Annotated in this window: 22 protein-coding genes; 11 read left to right on the forward strand and 11 right to left on the reverse strand. The window is 39.2% G+C overall.

Annotated features, from left to right (window positions below; all coding sequences use genetic code 11):
• Positions 1-107 precede the first annotated feature (107 nt).
• From metA to GVK91_RS02025, 3 genes are all read left to right on the forward strand, one after another.
• Positions 108-1049, forward strand: a complete 942-nt coding sequence (gene metA, locus GVK91_RS02015) for a homoserine O-succinyltransferase (protein WP_153847339.1) — start codon at positions 108-110, stop codon at positions 1047-1049.
• A 61-nt stretch (positions 1050-1110) separates the two neighbouring features.
• Complete coding sequence (locus GVK91_RS02020) at positions 1111-1314, forward strand: hypothetical protein (RefSeq protein WP_153847338.1); 204 nt, start codon at positions 1111-1113, stop codon at positions 1312-1314.
• Positions 1315-1425: 111 nt separating this feature from the next.
• Positions 1426-3429, forward strand: coding sequence for a M13 family metallopeptidase (locus tag GVK91_RS02025; protein ID WP_159726661.1), 2004 nt, complete (start codon positions 1426-1428; stop codon positions 3427-3429).
• A gap of 73 nt (positions 3430-3502) precedes the next feature.
• Here the strand turns inward: GVK91_RS02025 and GVK91_RS02030 are convergent, their stop codons facing one another.
• From GVK91_RS02030 to GVK91_RS02055, 6 genes are all read right to left on the reverse strand, one after another.
• On the reverse strand, positions 3503-4717 hold the full coding sequence (locus GVK91_RS02030) for an MFS transporter (RefSeq protein ID WP_153847336.1): 1215 nt from the start codon (positions 4715-4717) through the stop codon (positions 3503-3505).
• A 122-nt stretch (positions 4718-4839) separates the two neighbouring features.
• A complete protein-coding gene (locus GVK91_RS02035) occupies positions 4840-5799 on the reverse strand; it encodes a bifunctional UDP-sugar hydrolase/5'-nucleotidase (protein ID WP_159726663.1) in 960 nt (319 codons plus the stop codon).
• Positions 5777-6538 (reverse strand): 5'-nucleotidase C-terminal domain-containing protein, encoded by a 762-nt coding sequence (locus GVK91_RS02040; RefSeq protein WP_232475530.1) that lies wholly within the window; start codon positions 6536-6538, stop codon positions 5777-5779. Before GVK91_RS02040 ends, GVK91_RS02035 begins: the two co-directional genes overlap by 23 nt.
• 145 nt (positions 6539-6683) lie before the next feature.
• Positions 6684-7751: an EamA family transporter gene (locus GVK91_RS02045; RefSeq protein ID WP_159726665.1), complete on the reverse strand. Its 1068-nt coding sequence runs from the start codon at positions 7749-7751 to the stop codon at positions 6684-6686.
• An 18-nt stretch (positions 7752-7769) separates the two neighbouring features.
• Positions 7770-8243, reverse strand: a complete 474-nt coding sequence (locus GVK91_RS02050; RefSeq protein WP_046673335.1) for an Lrp/AsnC family transcriptional regulator — start codon at positions 8241-8243, stop codon at positions 7770-7772.
• Between the two features lie 184 nt (positions 8244-8427).
• Positions 8428-8931: an FUSC family protein gene (locus tag GVK91_RS02055; protein WP_075992664.1), complete on the reverse strand. Its 504-nt coding sequence runs from the start codon at positions 8929-8931 to the stop codon at positions 8428-8430.
• 215 nt (positions 8932-9146) lie between these two features.
• On the opposite strand from GVK91_RS02055, the gene GVK91_RS02060 reads away from it, so the two are divergent.
• The 8 genes from GVK91_RS02060 to GVK91_RS02095 all read left to right on the forward strand — a co-directional run bounded on the left by GVK91_RS02060 (position 9147) and on the right by GVK91_RS02095 (position 21343).
• Positions 9147-12068 (forward strand): FAD-binding and (Fe-S)-binding domain-containing protein, encoded by a 2922-nt coding sequence (locus tag GVK91_RS02060; protein ID WP_228280242.1) that lies wholly within the window; start codon positions 9147-9149, stop codon positions 12066-12068.
• A 93-nt stretch (positions 12069-12161) separates the two neighbouring features.
• Positions 12162-12812: a hypothetical protein gene (locus GVK91_RS02065; protein ID WP_153847333.1), complete on the forward strand. Its 651-nt coding sequence runs from the start codon at positions 12162-12164 to the stop codon at positions 12810-12812.
• Positions 12813-12951: 139 nt separating this feature from the next.
• Positions 12952-14166, forward strand: a complete 1215-nt coding sequence (locus GVK91_RS02070) for a DUF763 domain-containing protein (protein ID WP_159726667.1) — start codon at positions 12952-12954, stop codon at positions 14164-14166.
• Between the two features lie 84 nt (positions 14167-14250).
• Entirely contained in the window at positions 14251-14652 is a 402-nt protein-coding gene (locus tag GVK91_RS02075; RefSeq protein WP_153847331.1) for a hypothetical protein, read from the forward strand.
• 178 nt (positions 14653-14830) lie between these two features.
• Positions 14831-15913: an efflux RND transporter periplasmic adaptor subunit gene (locus GVK91_RS02080; RefSeq protein WP_145326753.1), complete on the forward strand. Its 1083-nt coding sequence runs from the start codon at positions 14831-14833 to the stop codon at positions 15911-15913.
• Positions 15914-15934: 21 nt separating this feature from the next.
• The gene (locus GVK91_RS02085) at positions 15935-19099 is read left to right on the forward strand and encodes an efflux RND transporter permease subunit (RefSeq protein ID WP_153847330.1); all 3165 of its coding nucleotides are present in this window, start codon (positions 15935-15937) and stop codon (positions 19097-19099) included.
• A complete protein-coding gene (locus GVK91_RS02090) occupies positions 19092-20531 on the forward strand; it encodes a TolC family protein (RefSeq protein WP_153847329.1) in 1440 nt (479 codons plus the stop codon). The genes GVK91_RS02085 and GVK91_RS02090 overlap by 8 nt, the downstream gene beginning before the upstream one ends.
• 125 nt (positions 20532-20656) lie before the next feature.
• A complete protein-coding gene (locus tag GVK91_RS02095; protein WP_159726669.1) occupies positions 20657-21343 on the forward strand; it encodes a Bax inhibitor-1 family protein in 687 nt (228 codons plus the stop codon).
• Positions 21344-21422: 79 nt separating this feature from the next.
• On the opposite strand, the gene GVK91_RS02100 is transcribed toward GVK91_RS02095, so the two are convergent.
• From GVK91_RS02100 to GVK91_RS02120, 5 genes are all read right to left on the reverse strand, one after another.
• A complete protein-coding gene (locus GVK91_RS02100; protein WP_153847327.1) occupies positions 21423-21935 on the reverse strand; it encodes an SRPBCC family protein in 513 nt (170 codons plus the stop codon).
• Positions 21936-22073: 138 nt separating this feature from the next.
• On the reverse strand, positions 22074-22514 hold the full coding sequence (locus GVK91_RS02105; protein WP_153847326.1) for a carboxymuconolactone decarboxylase family protein: 441 nt from the start codon (positions 22512-22514) through the stop codon (positions 22074-22076).
• Between the two features lie 126 nt (positions 22515-22640).
• Positions 22641-23006, reverse strand: coding sequence for a VOC family protein (locus GVK91_RS02110; protein ID WP_159726671.1), 366 nt, complete (start codon positions 23004-23006; stop codon positions 22641-22643).
• 27 nt (positions 23007-23033) lie between these two features.
• Positions 23034-24065 carry a glutaminase A gene (glsA, locus tag GVK91_RS02115; RefSeq protein WP_153847324.1) on the reverse strand — a complete coding sequence of 344 codons (1032 nt, stop codon included), beginning with the start codon at positions 24063-24065 and terminating at the stop codon, positions 23034-23036.
• Between the two features lie 103 nt (positions 24066-24168).
• Positions 24169-25560, reverse strand: coding sequence for a hypothetical protein (locus tag GVK91_RS02120; RefSeq protein ID WP_200845518.1), 1392 nt, complete (start codon positions 25558-25560; stop codon positions 24169-24171).
• Positions 25561-25731 lie beyond the last annotated feature (171 nt).

The following is a 25731-nucleotide window of genomic DNA, read 5'->3' on the forward strand; positions in this document are numbered from 1 at the left end:
GTGTTGGAGATTATAACAATATAATGGAAGATAATTTATGTTTCATTTAGCATTTATGGCATTTTCTTGCTAATTTTGCATGCTAATTGTATAAGGAGAAATTATCTATGCCGGTCAAACTTCCTAATAACCTTCCTGCCATTGAGCTGTTGAAAAAGGAGAATATATTTGTCATGAGTGATTTAAGAGCAAATGAGCAGGACATTAGACCGCTTCGCGTTTTAGTGCTGAACTTAATGCCGCTTAAAATTACGACAGAGACAGATTTTATTCGTTTGCTGTCAAATAATCCTTTGCAGGTAGAAATGGAATTTTTGCGACTTGAAACGCATGTTTCAAAGAACACTCCCGAAGAGCATTTGGAGATGTTTTATAAGAGCTTGACTGAGGTTAAGGAGAATTTCTACGACGGGATGATTATTACTGGAGCTCCAGTTGAAATGGTTGCTTTCGAAGAAGTGACCTACTGGGCAGAAATTCAGACCATCTTCGATTGGGCACGAACCCATGTAACATCAAGTTTGTATATCTGTTGGGCGTCTCAAGCTGCATTGTATCATTTCTATGGTGTAGAGAAGAAGCCATTAGCGGAAAAGCTTTTTGGTGTATTTAAGCATACTACGTTAAACAAAAGACATCCGCTATTCCGTGGATTTGATGATGAGTTCTTTATACCGCACAGTCGCCATACGACTATTGAGAGAGATGATCTCCTGGCAAAACAGGGTATAGAAATTCTTTCTGAATCGCCGGAAGCAGGTATTGCTATTGTTTCTTCACGAGGTGGACGAGAGTTTTATTTGACGGGACATTCAGAATATGCTCCTTTTACACTGGATGAAGAGTATAAAAGAGACTTAGAAAAAGGGCAGGAGATTGCTATGCCAGCAAATTATTATGTCGATGACAATCCCGAAAACCGTCCTCTAGTACGCTGGACAAGCCATGCAAACCTCCTTTTCAATAATTGGTTGAATTACTTCGTGTATCAAGAAACTCCTTTTGATCTAAAAGATGTGGTTTACTTAGGCGAAATCAAACAAGGATAATTTAATTCATTTCAAACAAAAACGGCTAAAAAAGCATTCTATTCATGTTAAGTGATTAAATATGAAAAAGACTGCTTTACTAGTTTGTTCTGTTCTTTCATTTTTTTTATTGAAAGCACAGGTTACGCTAGAAGAAAATCAAAAACTCAAAGAAGCGAATGGTACTTTATGGTATGCTAATCCGTGGATCTGGATCGCAGGTATTGCCTTATTCTTACTGATTTTTATCCTTGTACTACGTAAATCAACCCGCAATAAAGCATAGACCTAGCTATGCTTCTTAATTTTGGTTGTCATTAGAACCATATTTGTTGCATCAACAATAGAAGAACTTTTCTTAAGTTTGTGTATAGCGATAAACAAACTAAATTTTTATATGAAGAAAAATCTACTTTTAGCTGCCTTGTTAGCCTGCGGCTCGTTAGCAGGTCATGCGCAAAACAATGCAATCAATGTGAGTTACATGGATAAAAGTGTTCGTCCTCAAGATGACTTTTATAATTTTGTGAACGGGCAATGGATGAAAACAGTTAAAATACCTTCCGATAAAGCACGGTGGGGTTCTTTCGACGAATTGCGTGAAAATACCGATATTGCTACTTTGAAGGTTTTGCAAGAATCATTATCTGGACAGTTCCAAAAGGGTACAGACAATCAGAAAATAGGTGATTTGTATAAATCATTTGTGGATATGAAAACACGTAATAAACTTGGTTTAGCGCCTGTTAAACCTTATCTCACTAAAATTGCTGCAATTAAGAATTTCGATGATTTATATAAATATCTTGTTGAGGTAGCACCCATTGGTGGAAATCCTTTTTTTAGTGGCTATGTATATGCGCATCTTAAAAATTCCGATGTCAATACGGTATACCTCGGCGGCGGAAGTCTAGGGTTGGGACGTTCTTATTATCAAGTAAAAGATAAGAAGAACGAAGAAACGTTAACTGACTATTCAAATTATATTTCTGCACTTTATGCTAAATCGGGCCAGGTTACGAAGGATTTAAAAGGTCCAAAAATTGTTGCCTTTGAAAAACAGATAGCGGCAAACCTTAAAACTGTTGAGCAATCACGTGATGCTAATGGTCGATATAATCCGATCGCTGTAGCTGATCTAAAAACGATGGTGAAAAACATCGATATTGCAAAGTACCTAAAGGATGTCGGTTTTAAGGCTGATACTGTTATTGTGCCGGAAATAAAGTATTATGAAAATTTGGATCGAGTTTTCAGTCCTGAAAACCTACCTGCAATCAAGGAGATATTGACATTTCATATCTTAAATAATGCAGCGTCATATACCACACAGGAGTTGAATGATCTGTATTTTGACTTCTGGGGTCGTAAGTTAAAAGGACAAAAGGAGCAGCGTGCTTTAGATAAGCGTGGTGTGGAATTTGTCAATTCGATCGCAGGAGAATTATTAGGGAAATTATATGTGAAAGAAAACTTCCCTCCGAAGGCCAAAGCTGAAGCTGAAGAACTTGTAAGCTATCTTGTTAAATCTTTCGGGCAGCATATCAAGGGATTAACTTGGATGTCGGATGAAACGAAAGTAAAGGCATTGGACAAACTGGCTAAGTTTAAAGTTAAAATTGGCTATCCGGATAAATGGAAAGATTATAGCAAACTTGATGTTGGTACATCGTTATATGAAAATGTATTGGCTTCGAGTAAATGGGCATTTTACCAAAATTTGGCGAAGCAAGATAAGCCAGTTGACAAATCTGAATGGGGGATGACTCCGCAGACTGTGAACGCTTATTATAGCCCATTGTTTAACGAGATCGTCTTTCCGGCAGCGATTCTTCAGCCGCCATTCTATGATTATAAGGCTGATGCTGCAGTTAATTTTGGTGGTATCGGTGCGGTAATTGGTCATGAACTTTCGCATGGATTTGACGACCAGGGTGCTAAATATGATGGAAATGGAAACCTGAACAACTGGTGGAGCGATGGTGATAAGGCGAAATTTGAAGCAGCGGCTGATGCTTTGGTACGTCAATTTGAATCCTATGAGCCTGTACCGGGCGTTTTTGTGAACGGTCGCTTTACATTAGGGGAGAATATTGGGGATTTGGGAGGCTCATCAGTTGCTTTTGATGCATTGCAACTTTATCTGAAAGATAAGGGAAATCCTGGATTAATAGATGGTTTTACGCAGGACCAGCGCTTTTTCCTTTCCTGGGCAACGATATGGAGAACGAAGACTACAGACGAGTTTGTGGTCAATCAAGTGAAAACTGACCCACATTCTCCGGCACAGTACCGCGCTTTTGCGCCGATCATTAACCTGGATGCTTTCCATAAAGCTTGGGATACAAAGAACGGCGACAAAATGTTTGTTCCGGTCGATAAACGTATCAAAATTTGGTAGGTTATCAATCATTTTACAAAAAGCGGGTGTATTTAAAATTAAATACACCCGCTTTTTGTTTATTTAGTTTATACTATTTCATCCATTTCAGAACCAAATAGAACCCGATTGCCGTTGCAGATAGGGTCAATGCAGTTGCCCACCATAGTGTTGTAAAACCAAAGGAGTCGACTATGCTTGTCCCTAAAAGTGGTGAAAATATATTTGCAGCTGAAAAAGCAAGGGAATTGAAGCCCATGTATGCTCCTTGTGTTTTGGGTGTCGAGCGGTTAACAGAAACCGTTGCCATAAAAGGTAATGTCAGCATTTCGCCGAGACCAAAAATAAAGAATGTGAAATATAACCAACCGAGCCCGCCAGTAAAATTTAGCATGGCATAAGAGCTGGCACATAAAAATGTTCCAAAGACGAGCGTGCTAATTAACGAAAATCTTTTTTCAGCGATATGGACGATAAACATCTCCAGCAATACAATAACGAAACCACTCCAACCGAGTAGAAATCCGATTTGGTGATCGTTCAAATGATGAACCTCACGGTAGAAAAGTGGTAAAGTCGTAATCAGCTGAAAGAAACAAAAAGAGAAAATACAACAAAAGATATTGAATAAGACAAAGGGCAGGTCTGTATAAGGATTTCGTCTTTTTTGAGGCAATTCGTTTTCAGGAATAATCTCTTTTTTTGATTTGATATCGCTTCTTTTTTCTCGTTTATGAAAAAAGACAAAGAAAATCACTGCAGCGCAAAGGACGGCAAAAGAATTTCCATAAAAGATCCAATTGAATGAGATGGTGGCCAAAAATCCAGCAACTGCTGGGCCGATTGAAAATCCCAAATTTATGGCTAAGCGATTCAATGAAAAAGCACGCGTGATATTTTCTGGTTTAGCGTAACTCGCCACTGACACCGAGTTTGCAGGTCTAAAGGCATCGAAGATTAAGCTTAAGGTAAAAATCATGATGGATAACGACTGCACCTCTTTGAAATGTGGAATCAGTAAGAATAAAGGAGCGGCTAATACGAGACTTCCGAACTGAACCTTGAAACTACCAATCCGGTCAGTCAGCCAGCCACCTATATAGGAACCACAAACGGAGCCGAATCCATAACTCATCAATACCACACCAACTTGTTTAATGTCAAAATGTAGAACCTGGGTCATGTAGAGTCCAAGAAAGGGAATCACCATACTTCCCATTCTATTAATAAGCATGACTATGGCAAGTAGCCATGCGGCTTGAGACAGTCCCTTGAAGGAGTCGAGGTATATCGATAAAATTCTTTTCATTAAATGATGAATCAGCTTGTATAGATCGTATAAGTTTTTTAATTCATACGTCTTCTTGTAGTATTGGTAAAAAAAATGCCAAATTGATTAGTCAACTTGGCATTTATTAAAATTAGATCATATTATGCCAATATGGACTCTGGAATTGTAGGATTGACCTGATAGGTACTTGCGACCATTTGTTTCTTCTCAGACCCCGGCTCCATAATAAAGTCAATACGTCCTAGATTAATCCCGGCAAAACCGACTTGATTCACAACGGTCTTTGTTCCTTTTAAATTTGTAACCAGTGTTGGTTCATTTAAGAAGGTATGGGTATGGCCGCCGATAATTAGGTCGATGTCCGAGGTTTTAGCGGCAAGGATCAGATCCGATACTTTATCGTTTTCATATTGATAACCTAAATGCGATAAACAGATGACCAAATCACATTTGTGTTTTTCCTTCAATATGCGGACCACCTTGTTGGATACTTCAATAGGATCCAAATATTTCATTCCCTTGAGGTTATTGGGGTCAACCAATCCTTCAATATCTACCCCTAGTCCAAACACACCTATTTTTATTCCACCTTTATGGAATATGGTATAATCCTGGGTTTTCCCCTCCAATACAGTCCCTTTGAAGTCGTAATTAGCCGTTAAGAAAGGAAATTTAGCGTGATCCAGGTACTTTACAAGGCCGTTAAGACCATTGTCAAATTCATGATTTCCGAATGTTCCCGCATCATAACCCAGCTTTGTCATGAGATCAAGTTCAAGTTTTCCTCCAAAAAGATTAAAATAGGGGGTACCTTGAAACATATCGCCTGCATCTAGTAATAGAAGGTGTTCTTCTTCTTTGCGGATTTTATTGATAAGTGTACTTCTGCGCGCAACACCAGCCAATCCCTGATATTTACCGCCGTCCATTGGAAACGGTTCAATACGGCTATGAACATCGTTGGTATGTAAAATTGTAAGCTTTACCTTTTTGCTCTTCGCGTCGACTTGAAAAGGAAGTGATCCCAAAGCAACTGCAGCAGAAAATCCACCAACTTGCTTGATAAATGATCTTCGGTTAATTGATTTTAATTCTTCCATCTAATTCTGCATTTACTTTTTTGCCTTCTTTCGTTAATTCACTCACATATTCAATCAAACCTTCACGCATACGTTGCGGATAATCTGCCCGCGATACAGGTTGTGTCAACAGGGTAAGGTTGTCACCACCATTGGCAAGATAATCATAGGTCACTAGTTTATATAACTTATCGTCTTCAATAGCTTGACCTTTGATCTTGATGTCCTGAACTTTGTTGCCTGTAATTGTCAAAGTCATTCCAGCAATAGGTTGACCATGTGTTGTTGCAATATAGTCAGCAAGCTGACGAATTTGACTACCTTTAAGTTCAAGGATGGTCAATGTATTCTCAAAGGGCATAACCTCGAAAATATGTCCTACGGTAATATCGCCCGCTTTAAGATCATTGCGAATTCCGCCCTTTGTTGCGAACGCTAAATCCGCAGGATTATGGGCATTATGTTCACTCATCCACAACAAGGCTTCACAAAAAAAGTTGCCCATTAATGTTTCCGCTGTTTTCTCTTTTGTCAATGCCTTGTCCGCATGTCCAATCACACGGTTCATTTCCGCTTCCATTTTGTGTTTGAAGGGCTCGTAGATTGATACGACTGCAGGATCAGCTTGCATATCGCTATTGATATGATATTGTTGGAAATCTTTTTGCGTTGGATGGAGCTGTTTTGTACAACCTGTAACCATCAAAAGCGAAGCGACACCAAGGCTACCAATAAAGGCAATTTGCTTCGATATATTCATTCTTTTTAATTTAACCAAATACTTTGCAAAGTTAGCCAATTATATATGAACAAATCTTATCCAATGTTAGCTAATTTTTAAAAACAACAAAAGCTTAACATTGTTACACATTAAGCTTTGTCCATATAATTAGAAAAATAACAACCTAGTGAACCAATTCCGTGTCAGGAATAGTATTGGCATCCATTTGGCGATCCTCTGTTTTCAAGTTCTCCAGCTTATTACCTTGTTGGAGGATCTTTTTCCTTTTGCTGCGCGATGACAGTTTGGTGCGATACGCTTTCCAGTTCATCAACAAGACTGAAAATAGAATAACGGCTAAACCGACAATTTGCAAGGAGGTTACCACGTGCGAAGTGAAAAAATGACTTAAAATAAGTGCAATAATTGGGTTCACATACGCATAGGTACTTACTTCCATTGCTGGACGCACCTGCAATAACCAAATATAAGAGCTAAAAGCAAGAATTGAGCCAAATGTAATTAAATACCCCAAATTGAACCAGTCTACAGGCGCCACACTACGCAGTGTAAATGACGCATATTCGCCGGTAAAAAGCGCCGTGATATTAAAGAGTACACCTGCGGTAACCATTTGCCACGCGGTCTTCACCATAACATGTAGATCCTCTTTTTCTTCTTTTTCAGATTTTTTAAAATACTTGGAAATCAATGAACCTACAGTCCAAGCGATAGAACCCAATACTAAAATCGATAAGGCAATCACCTTAAGGGTGCCATCTGTATTGTCATTGGTCGCCATGATCTGTTCAGCAAATAGCATCACAACACCACAGAAACCTAATGCTACGCCGGCAACTGTGCTAATGCTGCTAAAGTTTTCTTTCCATTTTGGTTTGTCCAATAATATAAACCAGATTGCAGCAGCAGCAGCAATAATAGCGGCAACACCACCAGATACATATTGCTCCGCCCAGATAACCCCTGCCATATCGACAAAGAGCAATAAAAAACCTACGATTGCGGCCTCCTGAATAGAGCGCTTGTTAAATAATTTATATCCTTTTATGGCGCAATATGTCATTAGGATTGCACTGGCTGCAACAAATCGAAACGAACCCAAAATAAATGGGGGGAAACTATGTAATGCTTTTTCTATAAAGAAAAAGGTAGAGCCCCATACCACATAAATAATGAAATAAGCAACAACAACCATTACTGGACTAGCTGCCTTTTTTTGTCCTTGCAACATAATTAAACCTCCTTTCTATTACTCAGGTATCACAACCTGCTGATCTTCCTTGACTGTCTGAAGTACAATTGTTGTTCGCGTTGAAATAATACCTTCAACTTTACTTAATGTATTCCGCATGAGATCCACTAAACCTGTAGAATCTGCAGTTCTTACTTTAATAAGGTAACCATCATCACCTGCAATATCATGTACTTCTTGAACTTCAGGGATTTCGGCAAGTGCCAACCCTACACCCTGTTCGCCAATAATATCATTGGCTTTGATAAAAATAAACGATAAAAGTTTCTGATCGACCGCGGCAGGATTGATCTTGGCACTATATTTTAAAATCACATCTTTTTGCTCAAGCTTCTTTACGCGCTCCAGGATTGCTGATGGTGCCATGCCTAATTCTCTTGCGATATCAGCATTGTTGATCCGTCCATTATCCTGCATTAAGCGCAAGATTTTATAGTCGACTTGGTCTAAATTATATTCTACTTTTGTCATTTCGACTGCAAAGGTAGGTAAAAAAGCATAATATTCAAAATTATTTATACAATTCTGAATATTATTCTGATAAAGCGGAACGATATGTGAATTTTATTCGAATTCATTGTAAAGAAATCTTAACCATCTGGGTTATGGTACTGAAAGTAAGTATATTGCTTTTTAGGTTGCCTAGCGATATAATTCAACAATTATACCTTTTTCTTAATTTCAGAATAATATTTCTTGTAGACAGGATGACCCCCAATCCAATCAGACAACCTAGACAGACACAGCCAAAGCGATCCAAGGCGGCGAAGTAGGAGCGGCTTTGCTGTTCATGAAGGTAGACGATAATTAGTGCGACCATAGATGTTCGCGCCACAGCCATGATGTTGAGTAGCTTACATGTAATCAACGACGCGACAATGCCGATAATCATGGCGTACAGTTGTGAAATAGGTACAAAATATAAACTAAGCCCAATTGCCGAACCTATAAAATTGGATTTAGCGCGATCGATAGCTATTTTTTTTGATTCATTCTCTTGTGGCGAAATGACCAGTATAATCGATATGAGTGTCCAAGAAACAGAATACTGGGGAAAGGATACAAAGAGTGGGTAACCTATAAGGAAGCCAATCAATACCCGAATGGTGTATATAATAAAATCAGAATGAAGCGTATAGCGAAGGAATAGATTACGCATATAAGGAAGATATCAATCGTTAACTAAATGATGTAGCGCCACAAAAATACACGCATTGTTTGAAGGAACGAAATAAAATTGACTTTTGTGGTAAATTACCCTGTTTTGCGTTTTTATGCGTTTTTTTGTTTTTGATTTGTGCGTTTCTTGCATTCATCTCTTTTTCCGATGCATAAATTTGACTAAATTTGTTTCATACATTAAATGCAGATTAAGTGAAAGATCAAAATCAATTAGCCTTATTAGCGTCTCAACTCAAGGGGGAGCTCTTTTATACCAATGAAACCAAGGATCAAACAATGTTGCTTGCCTATTCGACCGATGCGTCTGTTTATCAGGAAAAGCCGTTGGCTGTAGCAATACCAGCTGATATTGATGACATTAAAAAATTAATTGATTTTGCGCAGCAGCATAGGATAACTATAATACCACGTACTGCTGGTACCTCTTTGGCGGGACAGGTTGTAGGCCATGGTATTATTATGGATATTTCTCGTCATTTTAACGGTATTATTGAACTTAATGTCGAAGAGCAGTGGGTTCGGGTGCAACCAGGCGTGATCCGTGACGACTTAAATAGTTATCTTAAACCATTCGGACTGATGTTTGGGCCTGAAACTTCGACGGCAAGCCGTGCCATGGTTGGCGGAATGATTGGTAATAACTCTTCGGGTTTGCATTCAATTGTCTGGGGAGATACACGGCACAATTTGATTTCGGCCAACGTACTTTTGGACGACTGTTCTGAAGTGACTTTTGAGGCGATTGATGAAGCAGCATATTTTAAGAAATTATTATTAGCTGGTCGTGAGGGCGATATCTATCGCAATATGAATGAATTATTGACAGATCCACAACATTTAAGTGCCATAGAAGCGGGCTACCCCAAACGATCCATCACAAGAAGAAATACCGGTTATGCATTGGATATTCTTGCTGATCGTTCGGCCCCTTTCAATATGTGTAATTTATTAGCGGGATCCGAGGGAACTTTGGCTATCGTTACAGAAGCGAAACTCAAACTGATGTCCTTACCACCTCAAGAACTAGGTTTACTCTGTGTTCACTTTGCAGATATGGTGGAGTGTATGCATGGCAACGTGATTGCCCTGGAGCATAAGCCAGAAGCATCTGAACTGGTAGACAAATACATCATGGATTTCACGGTTGGGCATCCAACCTATAAGTATAATCGTTTTTTTATTGAGGGTGATCCCCAGGCTTTATTGATTGTTGAGTTTAGGGGGCAGACAGCAGCTGAAACAGAATCGAAAGCGATGGCCTTGAAAGCGGATCTAATTGCCCGTGGCTTAGGATATGCCTATCCTTATATTACCGGTATTGAACAGACGAATTTAGTTTGGGATGTGCGCAAAGCAGGACTTGGTTTAATCCGTAATTTGCCTGGGGACAGTCAGCCTGTAAATTTGATTGAAGATTGTGCTGTTTCACCTGAGGACCTACCTGCTTACGTGAGTGATATTCAAAAGCTTTTGATAGAAGAGGGAGTACATGCATCTTATTATGCGCATGCAGGAGCTGGAGAGCTACATATCGAACCCTTTGTAAATCTGAAAACTGCAGCGGGGAAACGTACTTTTCGTTCAATCCTCGAAAAAGCGAGTGATCTTGTATTAAAATATAACGGTTCGCTAAGTGGAGAGCACGGTGATGGTCGCCTACGCGGAGAGTTTATTGGCAAAGTGCTTGGTGAAAAAGTTTACAAATTACTTGAAGATGTAAAATCCATCTTTGATCCACAGGGTGTTTTTAATGCAAATAAGATTGTCAACACACCGCCAATGGATTCTCATCTGCGTTATGACAACGATAGCAACCGAACAGCAATAAAGACCTACTTCGATTTTTCTAAAGATGAGTCTATCCTTCGGTTGGCGGAGAAATGTTCAGGTTCGGGAGATTGCCGCAAGACTGAAATTACCGGTGGAACAATGTGTCCGTCGTTTATGGCTACGCGCGATGAAAAAGATACAACACGGGCGCGGGCAAATATGCTGCGTCAGTTTTTAACAAATTCCACAAAGAAAAATCGTTTTGATCATGAAGAGATCAAGGAAGTCATGGACCTCTGTTTAAGCTGCAAAGGCTGTAAAACGGAGTGTCCTTCCAGTGTGGATGTAGCCAAAATGAAAGCCGAATTTTTGCAGCACTATTATGATGAGCATGGTGCGGGATTTAGAACAAAATTAATCGCTAATTTCACCCAGTCTCAGAAACTCGGATCGTGGGTTGCACCTCTTTATAATTTTGTGGTCAAAAATGATTTCTTGTCAGGAATGGTCAAAAAAACAGTAGGATTTGCGCCAAAGCGTTCCTTGCCAACAGTCAATGGAACGACCTTAACCCAATGGGTAAAAAAACAAGCGGCGGTAAGTGATGCCAAGCGTCGTGTTTACCTTTTTTCGGATGAGTTTACCGAATATAATGATGCAGAGATCGGTATTACAGCGTACAAATTATTGACGGCATTGGGGTATGAAGTAGTCATTCCAAAACATGTGCAAAGTGGGCGCACTTATCTTTCCAAAGGGTTTGTGAAAGAAGCAAAGAAGATTGCCAATCAAAATATCCATTTCTTAAAGGGATTAATTACGGATGATACGCCACTTTTAGGTGTTGAACCATCAGGGATAATTACATTTAGAGACGAGTATTTAAGTTTAGTAGACGATGATTTACGAGTTGACGCACAAAAAGTAGCCAAAAATGCGTTGATGATTGACGAATTTCTGTTGACTGAAATGAAGGCAGGACGTATTCATCCGGAACAGTTTACTGGAACAACAAAAAAGATAAAGCTGCATGGTCACTGTTACCAAAAGGCTTTTCACCTCGTGACTGTGACAGAACAGGTTCTATCATTTCCAACGAACTTTAGCGTAGAAACTATTCCTTCGGGCTGTTGTGGTATGGCAGGGTCATTTGGTTATGAGGCTGAACATTATGATGTTTCGATGAAAGTGGCCGAGCTGGTTTTGTTACCAACCATACGTAAAACATCATCCGATACTTTAATTGCTGCGGCGGGTACTTCCTGTAGGCATCAGATTAAAGATGGTGTAGGAAGAAAATCTTATCATCCTGTGGAAATTTTATACGATGCTTTATTGAAATAAAATAAAAACATTGATAATAGTTGTTTGTTATCAGTAATAATGGTAATATTATAAGAGCAATATTCATTAATAACTGATAACAAACAATTCAATATGTACAAGATTCAATCTATAGCATTTCTTGCAACCGCTACGGTGCTGATGGCTAGTTGCGGAAATTCCAATCAAAAGAAAACTGATGGAAGTGATACAACAACGGTTAACAAAATTGAAGGTGTAAAAATCGAACAATTTACGAATGGTACACCGGGTGCAGAAAAGAAGAACTTTTTTCTACGTATCACAGATGAGATCTTAACCGATTCAAGTCGGATCTATATCACAAAATCTCTTTACAAACAAGATACTGTAGGAGCGAAGTTTGAGGTTGTAGATTTTATACCCGCAGGTATAATAGATGGCAAGCCGAGTGATGACGTCGGTTTTACCAAAGGTAAAATTAGAATCTCGTCATCGGGTCAACAGTCCGACAATTTAATTAAGGCGTTAGGTGACTTATTTCAGACTCCTACAACGGATTCTTTTACAAAAGATGTAATTCTTCCGAATGTGTTTTCATCCAATAAGGTGAATGCTGACTTGTCCAAAAAAACAGCATATAGCTTTAAACTATTTTTGGACAATAAAAAAGCTGCTCCAGCGGAGCTCTTCTTTAATGTAGACACGTATAAGCATTCTATTGAGTTTTCTGAAAAAGATCCTTCATTCCGAGCTGGATTGTTATCAGCGTTAACGGGCAAATAAACGGGTTTTGACATAGGGTAAGCTATATATGCTTATGTCTTATGAATAGATTGATCTTAAAATAAAAAGGCTAGATGGATTCTAGCCTTTTTATTTTCGCAAAAAAAAGATAGATTTGTGCTAATATATTTAGTTTACAATGAAACGGTCCGGCACTGCAGATCTCCCATTACACTATGGAAAAGTACCAGCGTGGCTTTACGAACGTATGGCTTCCCTAGGTCGTTCAATAGTTGAAGTTATCCTAATGGATTATGGTAAAGATGAAGTTTTAAGAAGACTGGCGGATCCATTCTGGTTTCAGAGTTTTGGTGCCGTGCTCGGGATGGATTGGCATTCTTCAGGGATCACAACAGCTGTTATGGGGGCATTAAAACGCGCTATTAATCCAGATGCGAAGTCGCTGGGGCTTTATATCTGTGGGGGGAAAGGCAAATTGTCTATGCAAACTCCACAGGAACTACTTCAGTTGTCAGATCGAATTGGGTTGGATGGCAACGGCTTGATTCGCAGCAGTAAGCTTGTCGCTAAAGTGGATAACACAGCCATTCAAGATGGTTACCAACTGTATTTACATAATTTTATCGTAACAGATCGTGGTAATTGGTCTGTTGTCCAGCAAGGTATGCATGAAAAGGATGGGACTGCTCGTCGCTACCATTGGCATTCTGAAAAGGTCAAATCGTTCGTTGAAGAACCTCATGCTGGTATCAGTGGGCCTTCGCAAGGTATAATCCTTAACTTGACAGCTGCAGAAGCGGCAGCCAATAGAGCAGGTATTATGACTATAGTGGGAGAGGATTCAACTAAAGTAATGCAAGATTTCGCTAAACTTATTATGCCATCTCATCACGATGTACGTGCTGCAGATGTTGACTTGAAGAGGTTGGGGGCGATGTTGTACGTCGCCCGAGAAAGTCAACCAAGCCATTTTGAAGACCTACTGCTTTTAAAAGGAGTTGGTCCCCGCACGTTACAGTCATTGGCCTTGGTTAGTGAGGTGATCCATGGAGCTCCTTCACGGTTCAACGACCCCGCACGATTTTCGTTTGCTCATGGCGGAAAAGATGGACATCCTTTTCCGGTTCCATTAACCATTTACGATGAGAGCATTCAGATTTTACAAAAAGGTGTTGAAAAATCTAAACTGGGTTATGGTGAAAAATTAAAATCAATCGCCAAGTTGCACCAGATCGTGCTGGATAGCGAAAAAGATTTTCAGCCTCAGTTTGATATTCAACAGATTATAGCGGAGGAACGAAGGGATTCTTGGAAGTATGGGGGCAGAACAGTCTTTGGAGATGCAGAACCTTTGAGAACAAAAGGAAGGGGTTTGCAATTATCACTTTTCTAGCGGAAATCAGCGGATTGTAATTGTTTTGTTAAAATGTGTTAAAGATCGTTAAAATTATTTGTACGCTAGTATATTTGCTCCGCAATGAAAGCGGTTATTACCATACTCCTTTTCCTATGCTTCTTATTTATCAGAAGCAGTAATAGCCATGCTGTGCTCATTGAATCCGATCGACCAGCTGTTAGTTTTATGTTTCAGCATAATCATGCTGATGTGCAGAAGTATATTGATGCATCGGTTGATCACATAGATCCGCTATTTTATGGTAATATACACAGTGATAATCCCGTTATAGAGGAGTTTGATGCCGAGAATTTTCAATTGACTAAGGATTTGCAGGTAACGTCTCAATTTGTTGCGCTGCTGCTTTTTGCAATTGTCCTTTTTGTTTTTGTTTTTCGATTTGCAAAGAAGATTCCTTTTTGCAATTTCATAGCCTATCTTTTCCCTCAAAGATATGTTCTTCAACAAAACTGGAGAATCTAAAACATACCCTTCGAAATTTCATATGCTTTGGTGGATATCTTAAGGGATGCTCCATTGAGTTGTAATCGATTTGTACAATCTATTAACAAGTCGGAAGGACCATAAGCCAAAGTAGAGGTTATTTCACCAACCAGCACAACAAACAATCAAACTTATTTTTTTAATTAGACGCTTACAAATGAAAAGAGTATTTATGCTCGCTAGTTTGGCTATTAGCTTATGCCAAATCGGGTGTACTTCCAAAAAGGAAGAAAAGGAAGAAAAAGAGAAATTTACAGCGACCTCTCCGGTACAAATGGATACAACTATCCGTAAGGATTTTGTCTCCCAGATTAGATCTTTCCGAAATATTGAGCTTCGGGCTCAAGAGAAGGGCTATCTTGAGCAGATTTTCGTGGATGAAGGACAATTTGTCCATAAAGGGCAACTACTTTTTCGGATTATGCCGAAGATGTATGAGGCCGAATACCGCAAATCTTCTGCAGAAGTTAATGTAGCGGAAATTGAAGTTCAAAATACAAAAACATTAGCTGATAAAAATGTTGTATCGCCCAACGAACTCGCTATGGCTAAAGCGAAGCTTGAGCAAGCCAAAGCTGAGGCAGCGATTGCAAAATTACATCTCTCCTTTACAGAAATCAGGGCACCTTTTGATGGAACGATTGATCGGATTCCATTGAAATTGGGAAGTTTGGTGGATGAAGGCGAATTATTGACAAGTCTGTCCGATAATAGTGAGATGTTGGTTTATTTCAATGTTTCCGAACCAGAATATTTAAGTTATCAAACTAACGTGAGTAAACGCGGGGATACCCATGTGGGCCTCTTACTTGCCAATAATGAGCTATTTGCTCAAAATGGTCTTGTAGAGACCATAGAAAGTGAATTTAACAGTGAAACAGGAAATATTGCTTTTAGAGCGAAATTTCCCAACCCAAACCGTCTATTAAAACATGGCGAGAGTGGCAAAGTGGTGATGAACTTTCCGTTGAAACAGGTTTTAATTATTCCACAGAAAGCGACATACGAAATGCAGGACCGTAAATATGTGTATGTAGTCGATAAGGATGGCAAATTAAAAGCTCGTCATATCACAATTGGTAACTCCCTACCAGATCTGTATGTGGTAACGAGCGGACTTCAAAAAGATGATAAATTTTTGTTGGATGGTATTCAGAAAGCGAAAGAGGATGATAAAATCAGCTACAGCTTTGTGCAACCTAAAGACGCCATTTCAAATTTGAAGTTAAAAACAGAATAGACCCCTTACACTTAAATTACTATGTTTAGTCGTTTTATAAATAGACCAGTACTTTCGATCGTTATATCACTGATCATTGTGTTTTTGGGTGTGCTTTCTATGGTACAGCTTCCTGTAACACAATTTCCATCTATATCGCCACCGAAGGTGAATATCACTGCCGAGTATCCTGGAGCAAATGGTGAGTTGATGATTAAATCAGTTATCATACCGCTAGAGCGGGCGATAAATGGGGTTCCGGGCATGAAATACATGGCTTCTGATGCCGGTAACGACGGGGAAGCAAGTATCCAGGTGGTATTCAACCTAGGAACAGATCCGAATCAGGCTTCGTTAAATGTGCAGAACCGTGTGGCTTCTGTGGTCAATAAGCTTCCTCCAATTGTGGTACGTGAGGGGGTGAAGATTACACGTGAAGAATCCAATATGCTCATGTACATCAATCTCTATAGCAAAGACAAAGAGCTTGATGGAAACTTTATGTATAACTATGCGGACATGAATATTGTATCCGAATTACGTCGTGTAGACGGTGTTGGGGTAGCTAATATTCTTGGAACGCGCGAATTAGCGATGCGTATTTGGTTGAAACCAGATCGTATGACAGCTTACAAGATTTCTGCAGAAGAGGTGATGAAAGCCTTATCAGAGCAGAGTTTGGAAGCTTCACCAGGTAAAGCCGGCGAGTCGTCTGGTATGACCTCCCAATCTTTCGAATATGTATTGAAATACCCGGGACGTTTTACGACAACTGAAGGTTATGGCAATATCGTATTACGTGCGGGTGAAAATGGTGAAATGTTACGCTTAAAAGATGTTGCGGACATCAAATTCGGTTCAGCGATGTATGATATCTATTCTACACTGAATGGAAAACCATCCGCAGCGATTGTCTTAAAACAATCCTATGGAAGTAATGCTTCTCAGGTAATCCAAGACGTTAAAAGCAAAATGAAGGAATTGAAGGCATCTTTTCCTAAAGGGCTGGATTACGAAATTAGCTATGACGTTTCAAAATTTTTGGATGCATCCATGGAAAAAGTAGTCCATACTTTATTGGAAGCATTTGTGCTTGTTGCTATTGTCGTTTTTCTATTCTTAGGAGATTGGCGCTCGACGTTGATTCCAACTATTGCAGTGCCGGTTTCATTGGTGGGATCGTTTTTGTTCATGCAGTTTTTTGGAATTACCATCAACTTGATCACCCTATTTGCATTGGTGCTTGCCATTGGTGTGGTTGTGGATGATGCGATTGTGGTTATTGAAGCTGTCCATGCCAAAATGGAAGAGCTTCATATTTCGGCTTATAAGGCGACCAAAAAAGCGATGCATGAAATCAGCGGTGCCATTGTTGCGATCACATTCCTTATGGCGGCGGTTTTTATCCCCGTTGCCTTTATGTCTGGTCCAGTAGGGATATTCTATCGGCAGTTTTCCATTACCATGGCAACATCAATCATCTTATCGGGTGTTGTGGCATTGACACTGACTCCAGCATTATGTGCGATCATGCTGAAGAATAATCATGGCAAGCCAAGAAAGAAATCCATTATCGATAAGTTTCTTGATTCTTTCAATAGATTGTTTGATAAGATGTCCAACAAATATGTTTACTTGTTGAAAGGGATAGTGGATAAACGGGTGTTTACATTTTTAGTATTGATAGGTTTTTGTATTGGAGCCTATTTTTTGAATAATGCTGTTCCTGCAGGTTTTATCCCCAATGAAGACCAGGGGATGATTTATGCTATTATTCAAACGCCGCCAGGGTCGACATTGGAAAGAACCAATCTAGCGGCCCAAACATTGCAAAAAGAAGCTGAAAACATTGATGGTGTACAATCGGTATCGTCGTTAGCTGGTTATGAAATCCTGACTGAAGGAACTGGAGCAAATACAGGTACTTGTTTGATCAACTTGAAAAGCTGGGAAGAACGTAAAGAATCCTCGCAAGAGATTATTGAGCAACTAGAGGCTGCTGCCAAAAATATCCCAGGGGCGTCTATCGAATTTTTCCAACCACCGGCCGTACCGGGCTATGGTGCCGCGGGTGGATTTGAGCTTCGTCTTCTGGACAAAGCCGGTTCTGGTGACTACAAGAAAATGGAAACGGTAAGTAGGGATTTTGTGCGTGAGTTGAATAAGAGACCTGAATTATCATCCGTATTTACCTTCTACAGTGCGAGTTTCCCACAGTATATGTTGCATATAGACAATGATCTGGCGCAACAGAAGGGGGTTACTATTGATAATGCACTGAATACGCTTTCGACTTTGGTTGGTAGTAATTACGAAACGAACTTCATTAAGTATGACCGCCAATATAAAGTTATGGTTCAGGCTTTGCCGCAATACAGGGCTTTGCCGGAAGATATCTTAAAGCTATACGTGAAGAATGAAAAAGATGAGATGGTTCCATTTTCAGCATTTATGCATATGGAAAAGGTTTACGGTCTTTCTGAGATCACCCGACACAATATGTATATGGCGTCCGAAATCTCAGGCTCTGCCGCACCGGGTTACAGTAGTGGTGAAGCAATTCAGGTGATTAATGAAGTCGCCGCTAAAACTTTGCCTCGGGGCTATGGTATTGATTGGGCTGGTATCTCCAAGGATCAGGTAGGGCGCGGAAATCAGGCGATTTATATCTTCTTAATTTGTCTTGGTTTCGTTTATTTGATACTTTCCGCACAATATGAAAGCTTTATTATGCCTTTTGCGGTGTTGCTTTCTTTACCAATCGGGATCTTCGGTGCCTTTCTACTATTGAAGTTATTGGGATTGGAAAACAACATTTATGCACAGGTCGCTTTGGTCATGCTCATAGGTCTACTTGGCAAAAATGCCGTGTTGATTGTTGAGTTTGCCGCTCAGCGGCATTCGCAAGGATTGAGTATCATCGAAGCTGCCTTGGACGGTGCAAAAGTAAGGTTTAGACCTATCTTGATGACATCTTTCGCCTTTATCGCCGGGTTGATTCCTTTAGTTATGGCATCTGGTCCTGGGGCGATAGGTAACCGTACGATCGGTACAGCAGCAGCGGGAGGTATGTTGTTTGGAACAGTGTTCGGTATTTTAGTGATACCAGGCTTGTACTATATCTTTGGAACTATTGCCTCTAGACGTAAGCTTATTAAACACGAGGATGAAAATCCATTAACTGAAGAACTTGATAATAATGACTAATCGCAGAAAAATACAATGGGTCATTGCATTTTCGCTTTCAGCAGCAGTGACGGGATGTAAGGTTCCGAAAGCGACACAAATACAGGAGAATAAATTTGTTCCGCAGCAATTTACAGACGTAGATAAATCTGACACAACGAATTCAGCATCGGTTAAGTGGCGTGAATTTTTTACTGATCCAAATCTAGTTGTATTAATAGATACAGCTTTGAAAAACAATCAGGAACTGAATGTTACTTTGCAGGAGTTGGCAATTGCAAAAAACGATATTCTTTTACGAAAAGGGGCGTTGAAACCTACCGTTGGTTTACGTGCCGGAGGAGGTGTTGAAAAAGTTGGACGATATACCAGTCAGGGGGCGGGTGATGCCAGTACAGAAATTGCTCCTGGAAAGGAAATGCCGGATCCACTGGGAGATTTGACAATTGGTGCGTATGCAAGTTGGGAAATCGACGTTTGGAAAAAACTTAAGGACTCCGAGCAAGCCGCACTCAACCGCTATCTTGCTACTGTAGAGGGGAAAAATTTTGTCTTGAGTAGCCTCATTGCCGAGGTTGCCCGTTCGTATTATGAATTATTGGCATTGGACAATCAGTTGACCATTATCAAACAGAATATCGAGCTACAGGACAATGCGCTTGCGGTAATCCGGTTGCAGAAACAGGCTGCTCGTGTAACAGAACTGGCGGTTCAAAAGTTTGAGGCTGAAGTGTTGAAAACCAAAGGTATGGAATTTGAGACGAGGCAGCAGATCAAAGAAACTGAAAACCGTATTAATTTTCTGTTGGGGCGTTTTCCACAAGAGATCAAACGCGACAAAAGCAATTTTGTCGATTTGATCCCGGCGAAGGTTCAAACAGGTATACCGAGCCAATTACTGAGCAATAGACCTGATATTCGTGAGGCAGAGTATGAGCTCGCTGCCGCGAAGTTGGACGTACAGATCGCGCGGAAAGAGTTTTATCCTTCTTTGGAGATTTCGGCGGCTTTGGGTTTACAGGCATTCAAGCCTTCCTATCTATTTAAGATGCCTGAATCAGTTTTATATAATCTAATAGGGGAGCTTGCAGCGCCATTGATAAATAAAAATGGGCTTAAAGCGGAATTTAATACGGCCAACGCGAAACAAATACAGGCGGTATATAATTACGAGAAGACAATTCTGAATGCTTACTTAGAAGTCTCTACACAACTTTCTAATATTGAAAACCTAGGGCGCAGCTACGATTTCAAAACAAAAGAAGTTGAGGTTCTGAATAATTCCGTGTCTGTGTCCAATGATCTCTTTAAATCAGCGAGGGCAGACTATATGGAGGTTTTAATGACACAACGCGATGTGCTGGATTCGAAACTTGAATTGATAGAAACGAAGAAGCAGCAGCTCAATGCTGTTGTCAATATCTATAAAGATTTGGGAGGAGGCTGGAAATAAGTTGTTTGTTTGAATGGACCCCGCTAGGCGGGGTTCTTTTTTTATAAGCCTATGCAAACTTCTTTCTTGTGGAAATAGAATTAATGCTTATTTTTAATCGTTATTTAATCAATCGTATTTGTTTTATGGAATCACAAGAGTACGTTCTTATCAATGATGACGCTGAAAGGGGAGTGTTTTATAAAAAAACTTATCTTCATGTTGCGCTTTCGATTTTAGCATTTATCGTTTTGGAAACTTTGCTGATCAAATTGATCCCTTATGATTTTATCGTTTGGATGGTTAGCGGAAAATTTATTTGGTTGTTTTTATTGGGATGTTTGTGGTTAGGGTCCACACTTTCATCAAGATGGACACTTTCGCAAAGCCGTCAAACCCAGTATCTAGGACTAGCTTTCTATATTGTACTGGAAGCAATCATCTTCCTGCCGATGATTTTTATGGCGGTGTTTATGACCGAAGGAATTAGTGTCATTTATCAAGCAAGTATAATGACTTTGGCATTGTTTACTGGGCTTACTGTCGTTGCATTTGTATCCAATAAAGATTTTTCATTTCTCAGGAATATCCTGGTAATTGGGGGCTTCTTATCCTTGGGGGCAATTGTCGCTGGAGCTATTTTTGGTTTTGAACTTGGATTATGGTTCTCGGTTGCAATGATTGCACTTGCTTCCGGAAGCATACTCTATCAAACTCAAAATCTGAAGTATAGTTACGGCAACGAACAATACGTTGGGGCGGCCCTACAGCTATTTTCATCAATAATGTTGCTATTTTGGTACATTCTACGAATTTTAATGCGCAGAAGATAAATTTTGTTCATTTTAAAAATAAGAAACGGTGGTTAAAGTAAAGTTTATTTTAATCACCGTTTTTTACTTTGTATAGTCTCTATTTTAGTCTATTTTTTAGATTCTTCAACCCTTGATCGAAATCTTTGTTCATATTCATAAATAAATTCATAAAGTTCCATGGATAGGGCGATTTTCCTGAAATACCCCAAGTCACTGAGGTTTGATTAGGCGAGATCTCTTTTAGGATAAAATAACCTTTGGCTGGTTCGCCCATGCCGAAATCGAGGGACGTTTCGATCGTTTCGCCATCGACGATTTTTGTAATAGTCTGTGAACCTTTACCAACTTTCTTACCATCCCAGCTGGATTTATAGCCAACTTGACCATCTACACCCTGTTCAGTTTTTTTCATTTGGGGATCTGAGAGTTGCCATACACCAAAGTTATCTTGGTTCTTAAGCATTTTTACATAGTTGAACACTTCCTGCTTTGGCTTATCGATCGTGATCTCACTTTGGGCCGAGAAGTCTTTACTGACGAAGATCGCTGTAATTAAGGGTATAGCGATGATGATCGCTAAAACAATTAGGATTTTTTTTATAATTTTCATAATCATGTATTTATATAGGTTTTCCTAATAAAGATAAATGATAATTGTGATTTTAACAGGAAAATAAAAGGAAATTATTTGTAAATGAAAAAGCCTTTTCCAATATTGGAAAAGGCTTTTTTGCGAAAGCGCCTAAAACTACTTTAATAGTTCCAAATGCGTGCTGATGCCAATTCTATTCCACGCATTTATGGTAATAATTGCCATAATAATCTGTGCAATCTCCTTTTCTTCAAATATTTCTTTTGCTTTTTGAAAAGTGCTTTCTGTCAATCCCTTTTGATGTATCAATGTGATCTCTTCTGTCATCTCCAACAATATCTGTTCTTCCGTAGTGAATAGATCCGTTTCTCGCCAGGCATTTAATAAAAATATCCGTTGCGGAGTTTCACCATACTTCAACGCATCCTTTGTGTGCATATCTAAGCAAAAAGCACAGCCATTGATCTGTGAAGCACGTATTTTTATGAGTTCCTTTTGAATAGGATTTAAAAAAATATCGTTGAGATATGTTTCCAATCCCATCATCGCCTTATAGGCGGTTGCATCTACTTTTGCAATATTAAATCGTGTGGTCATTGTTTTAAATTTTGATAAGACAAAGTTGCATCAAACATTCAACACAAAAGTTAAACTGGTTTAAGAACGGATATTTTTTACTGATGAATACAATCCAACATGCGATTGACAAACAAATAGATCTGACTAGGCTGATACAATCAGGTAATAGTTATCGGGGTCACGTAGGATAAATTGATCCTTCAGAGAATTCTCATTGTAATGTATATCTTTCTCAATGACTGCATTTAGCAAAGTAGCGTTTTCGAAAATTTGCTGTAAATTGTCTACTCTAAAGAATAATATGAATCCATTCCCTGCATGTATTTGATCCCGCATAGTAGGGTGATCATGTTCACCCCATTTGTGTAAACAGAGAATAACGGTTCCGTTATCCGTGAGAATTTCAAATGTTTCTCCTCCATGTTGACCGGTACAGCCTAAAAGCTTTTGATAGAATTGTGAGCTTTTGGGAACGTTATCCACTGCGATGATTGGTTCTGTCCGTATCATGTTATAGTTGATTTTAATTTACTAAGGTTAATAAAAGAGACTTAGTGATTTCTCTTCCACCAAATCTAATATCATGCGATATGCAGCCACAGAGTTACCGTGTTGATCCAAGGCTGGACTATAGGCCCCTATACCCATTTTATTCGGTACACTTACTGCGATTCCGCCACCAACGCCCGATTTACTCGGAAGTCCCACAGTTCTGGCATATTCGCCACTAAATTCGTACATCCCTGCAATGAGCATTTGCGATTGAACTAACTGGGATAGACTTGGATTATTGTATTGCTTATTTCCATCATAGCGCACACAATGATTGGCAAAAAAGAAACCTATTTTAGCCAGATCCTCTGCGGTTATCTCAATTGAGCACTGTTTAAAATAATTATTTAGTTTATCTTCACCTTCACCATCAATGAGTCCATTGTTGCGCATCAGGTAGAACATACCTCTGTTTCGATTTCCAGTCTCCCGCTCCGAATTATATACGGATTTACTATAATCAATATTTTCATTATTTGTTATAAAACGAATCATATGGAGTATTTTAAGAAAAGGTTCCTCACCTGTTCCTTTAATGAGCGATGTTGTTAAAATGGCGCCGGCGTTCATCATCGGATTGAGCGGTTTGCCCGATGTTTCCAAATTCGCAAAATGATTGAAAGGTTTGTCTGTACCAAAGTACCCCATTTTATCAAAAATATTTTGTTCTCCGTTTTCCAATACAGCAACCATTAATGAAACAATTTTTGAAATACTCTGAATGGTAAATCTTTGTTGTACATCTCCGATACTAACGATTGTTCCATCACTATTTACAACCGAAAGAGCAATGGATGATGCGTTGGCTTTACCCAATTCCGGAATATAATCGGCCACTTTACCTTCTTTGAATGACTGTCTATTTTTATCCAATATTCTATCCAATAATGCCTTATCAATAATCGCGGTTTTAGGACCCTGCTGGTTTTGAATGCTATTTTGAGCAAAGGCTACAGGAATTGATCCGCAACATATCAAGCCAATAATACAGGCTGCCAACCTAAGATTTTTTCTCATTTTTTAATTATTTGTTCGTTCCAAAGATAGGAAACAGTGTATTAAAAAGAAAAGAGGTGCTAAATAGATAACGTTTTAGCACCTCTTCTTAGTAGGTCATCCTTTAGGCTGCATTTGGAGCTGGATCAACATTCCAACCGGAAAGTATTCCGCCATAGAAAAAGAAGGTGACGTAAAAATTCTTTTTGCTCACCTTATCAGTAACGAGGTACTTTTGAGTGACATCATATGCATCTATTTTTTTATATTTAGATAATGCTATCGGGCTGGCAGCAGGGTTTTCTGAGCGGACCAAATCTTGTATCTTTTGGTTGATTAATTTCATAATACCTTCTTTTTTGAAGGGATTATTTTCGATTTTCACGTGCGCCAAACGTGTTAAAGTTCCATTATTTTGAGCTTTTCTCGCTTTCGCAGCAGTTGTATAGGCTCTGAATTTTTCCCTGATCTGAGGATCTTTTAAGCTATGGATGGTAAAAATAGAAATTCCCTGCGCACCATTATTTAGTGCCTCATCCATATCGGCAAATATTTCCTCATTATTTTTAGCCATCAATCCACAATATAGGGTAGTATTTGCACCTTTGTCGCGCACATTTTCTAAGGTACAATCGCTAATAAAGCTTGGATCTTCTGTATAAAAATTGCTGTATACCATCGGAAAAACAACATCTAAATTCCACTTACCCCAATCTTGACGTACCATACGCGAAGCCATTTTGGGGGTCGGAAATGGGGATGCTGCCATTGTTTTGCCATGAGAATGAACAATTTCTGCAATCATATTGGCGATATCTGTTATCTGATCGCAACGAAATTGGCGCCATTTGAGATCTTTCGATGGATCTTTTTGTGCACGAGGGTCATAGCCATATTGTTTTTTAAATTTTTCTATAGCAATGGGATGGTATCCGTAATCCCAAGCGGGATACTCGCGATCTTGGACAATATTATATTTAGGCCAAAGGGTTGTGGGGAGGACAACATCCACATAACGATTGTAGTCAATAGAGATACCCGCCAATCCCTCAACTTCACAATAGGATTCAATTTTCTTTTTGATATATTCTTTTACTCCTGGTACTACAGGCGATAAAAATTTATAATAACCAACGTATGCAGTGGTATCTGCGAGACTTTTTCCGTTGCGATTGACACTGAACCAATCTGGATGCTCTTTAAGTATTTTATCTCTATCATGTTCCAGATTCATCGTCCAAAGCCACGCGATAACTTGGATGCCATATTTTTTTGCAATAGGAATTGCTACACGATACTCATCTGGACTAGCAGCATTTAACATCACGCCATCGATTCCTAGGTAGTTCATCTCACGGCAAATAGAATCAAAGTTTGTTTTGGCGTTGTAATCTAGCCAAGTCCAAAACATGGCAGGTTTTTCCTTGTCTGAGGCGTGAGCGCTTGATACTGAAAAGCTTTGGATCAAAAGAAGCGCAAGGCCAATAAAGCATGTTCTGATTAGTTTTTCTTTCATAATATATTTATCGATTCTAAAATGTATTACATATTTAAATGACGAAGTTTTTTCATGAAGTGCAAAATTCATGAAAAGATCAATCTATAGGTTTTAAATTTAGATTGTATTGAAATTCGCCTGTGAAATTACATAAAAAGGTGGAATTTATACCTGATCTTTTTTTAATCA

The sequence above is a fragment of the Sphingobacterium sp. 18053 genome (genome assembly GCF_902706145.1).
Classification (GTDB): Bacteria; Bacteroidota; Bacteroidia; order Sphingobacteriales; family Sphingobacteriaceae; genus Sphingobacterium; species Sphingobacterium paramultivorum.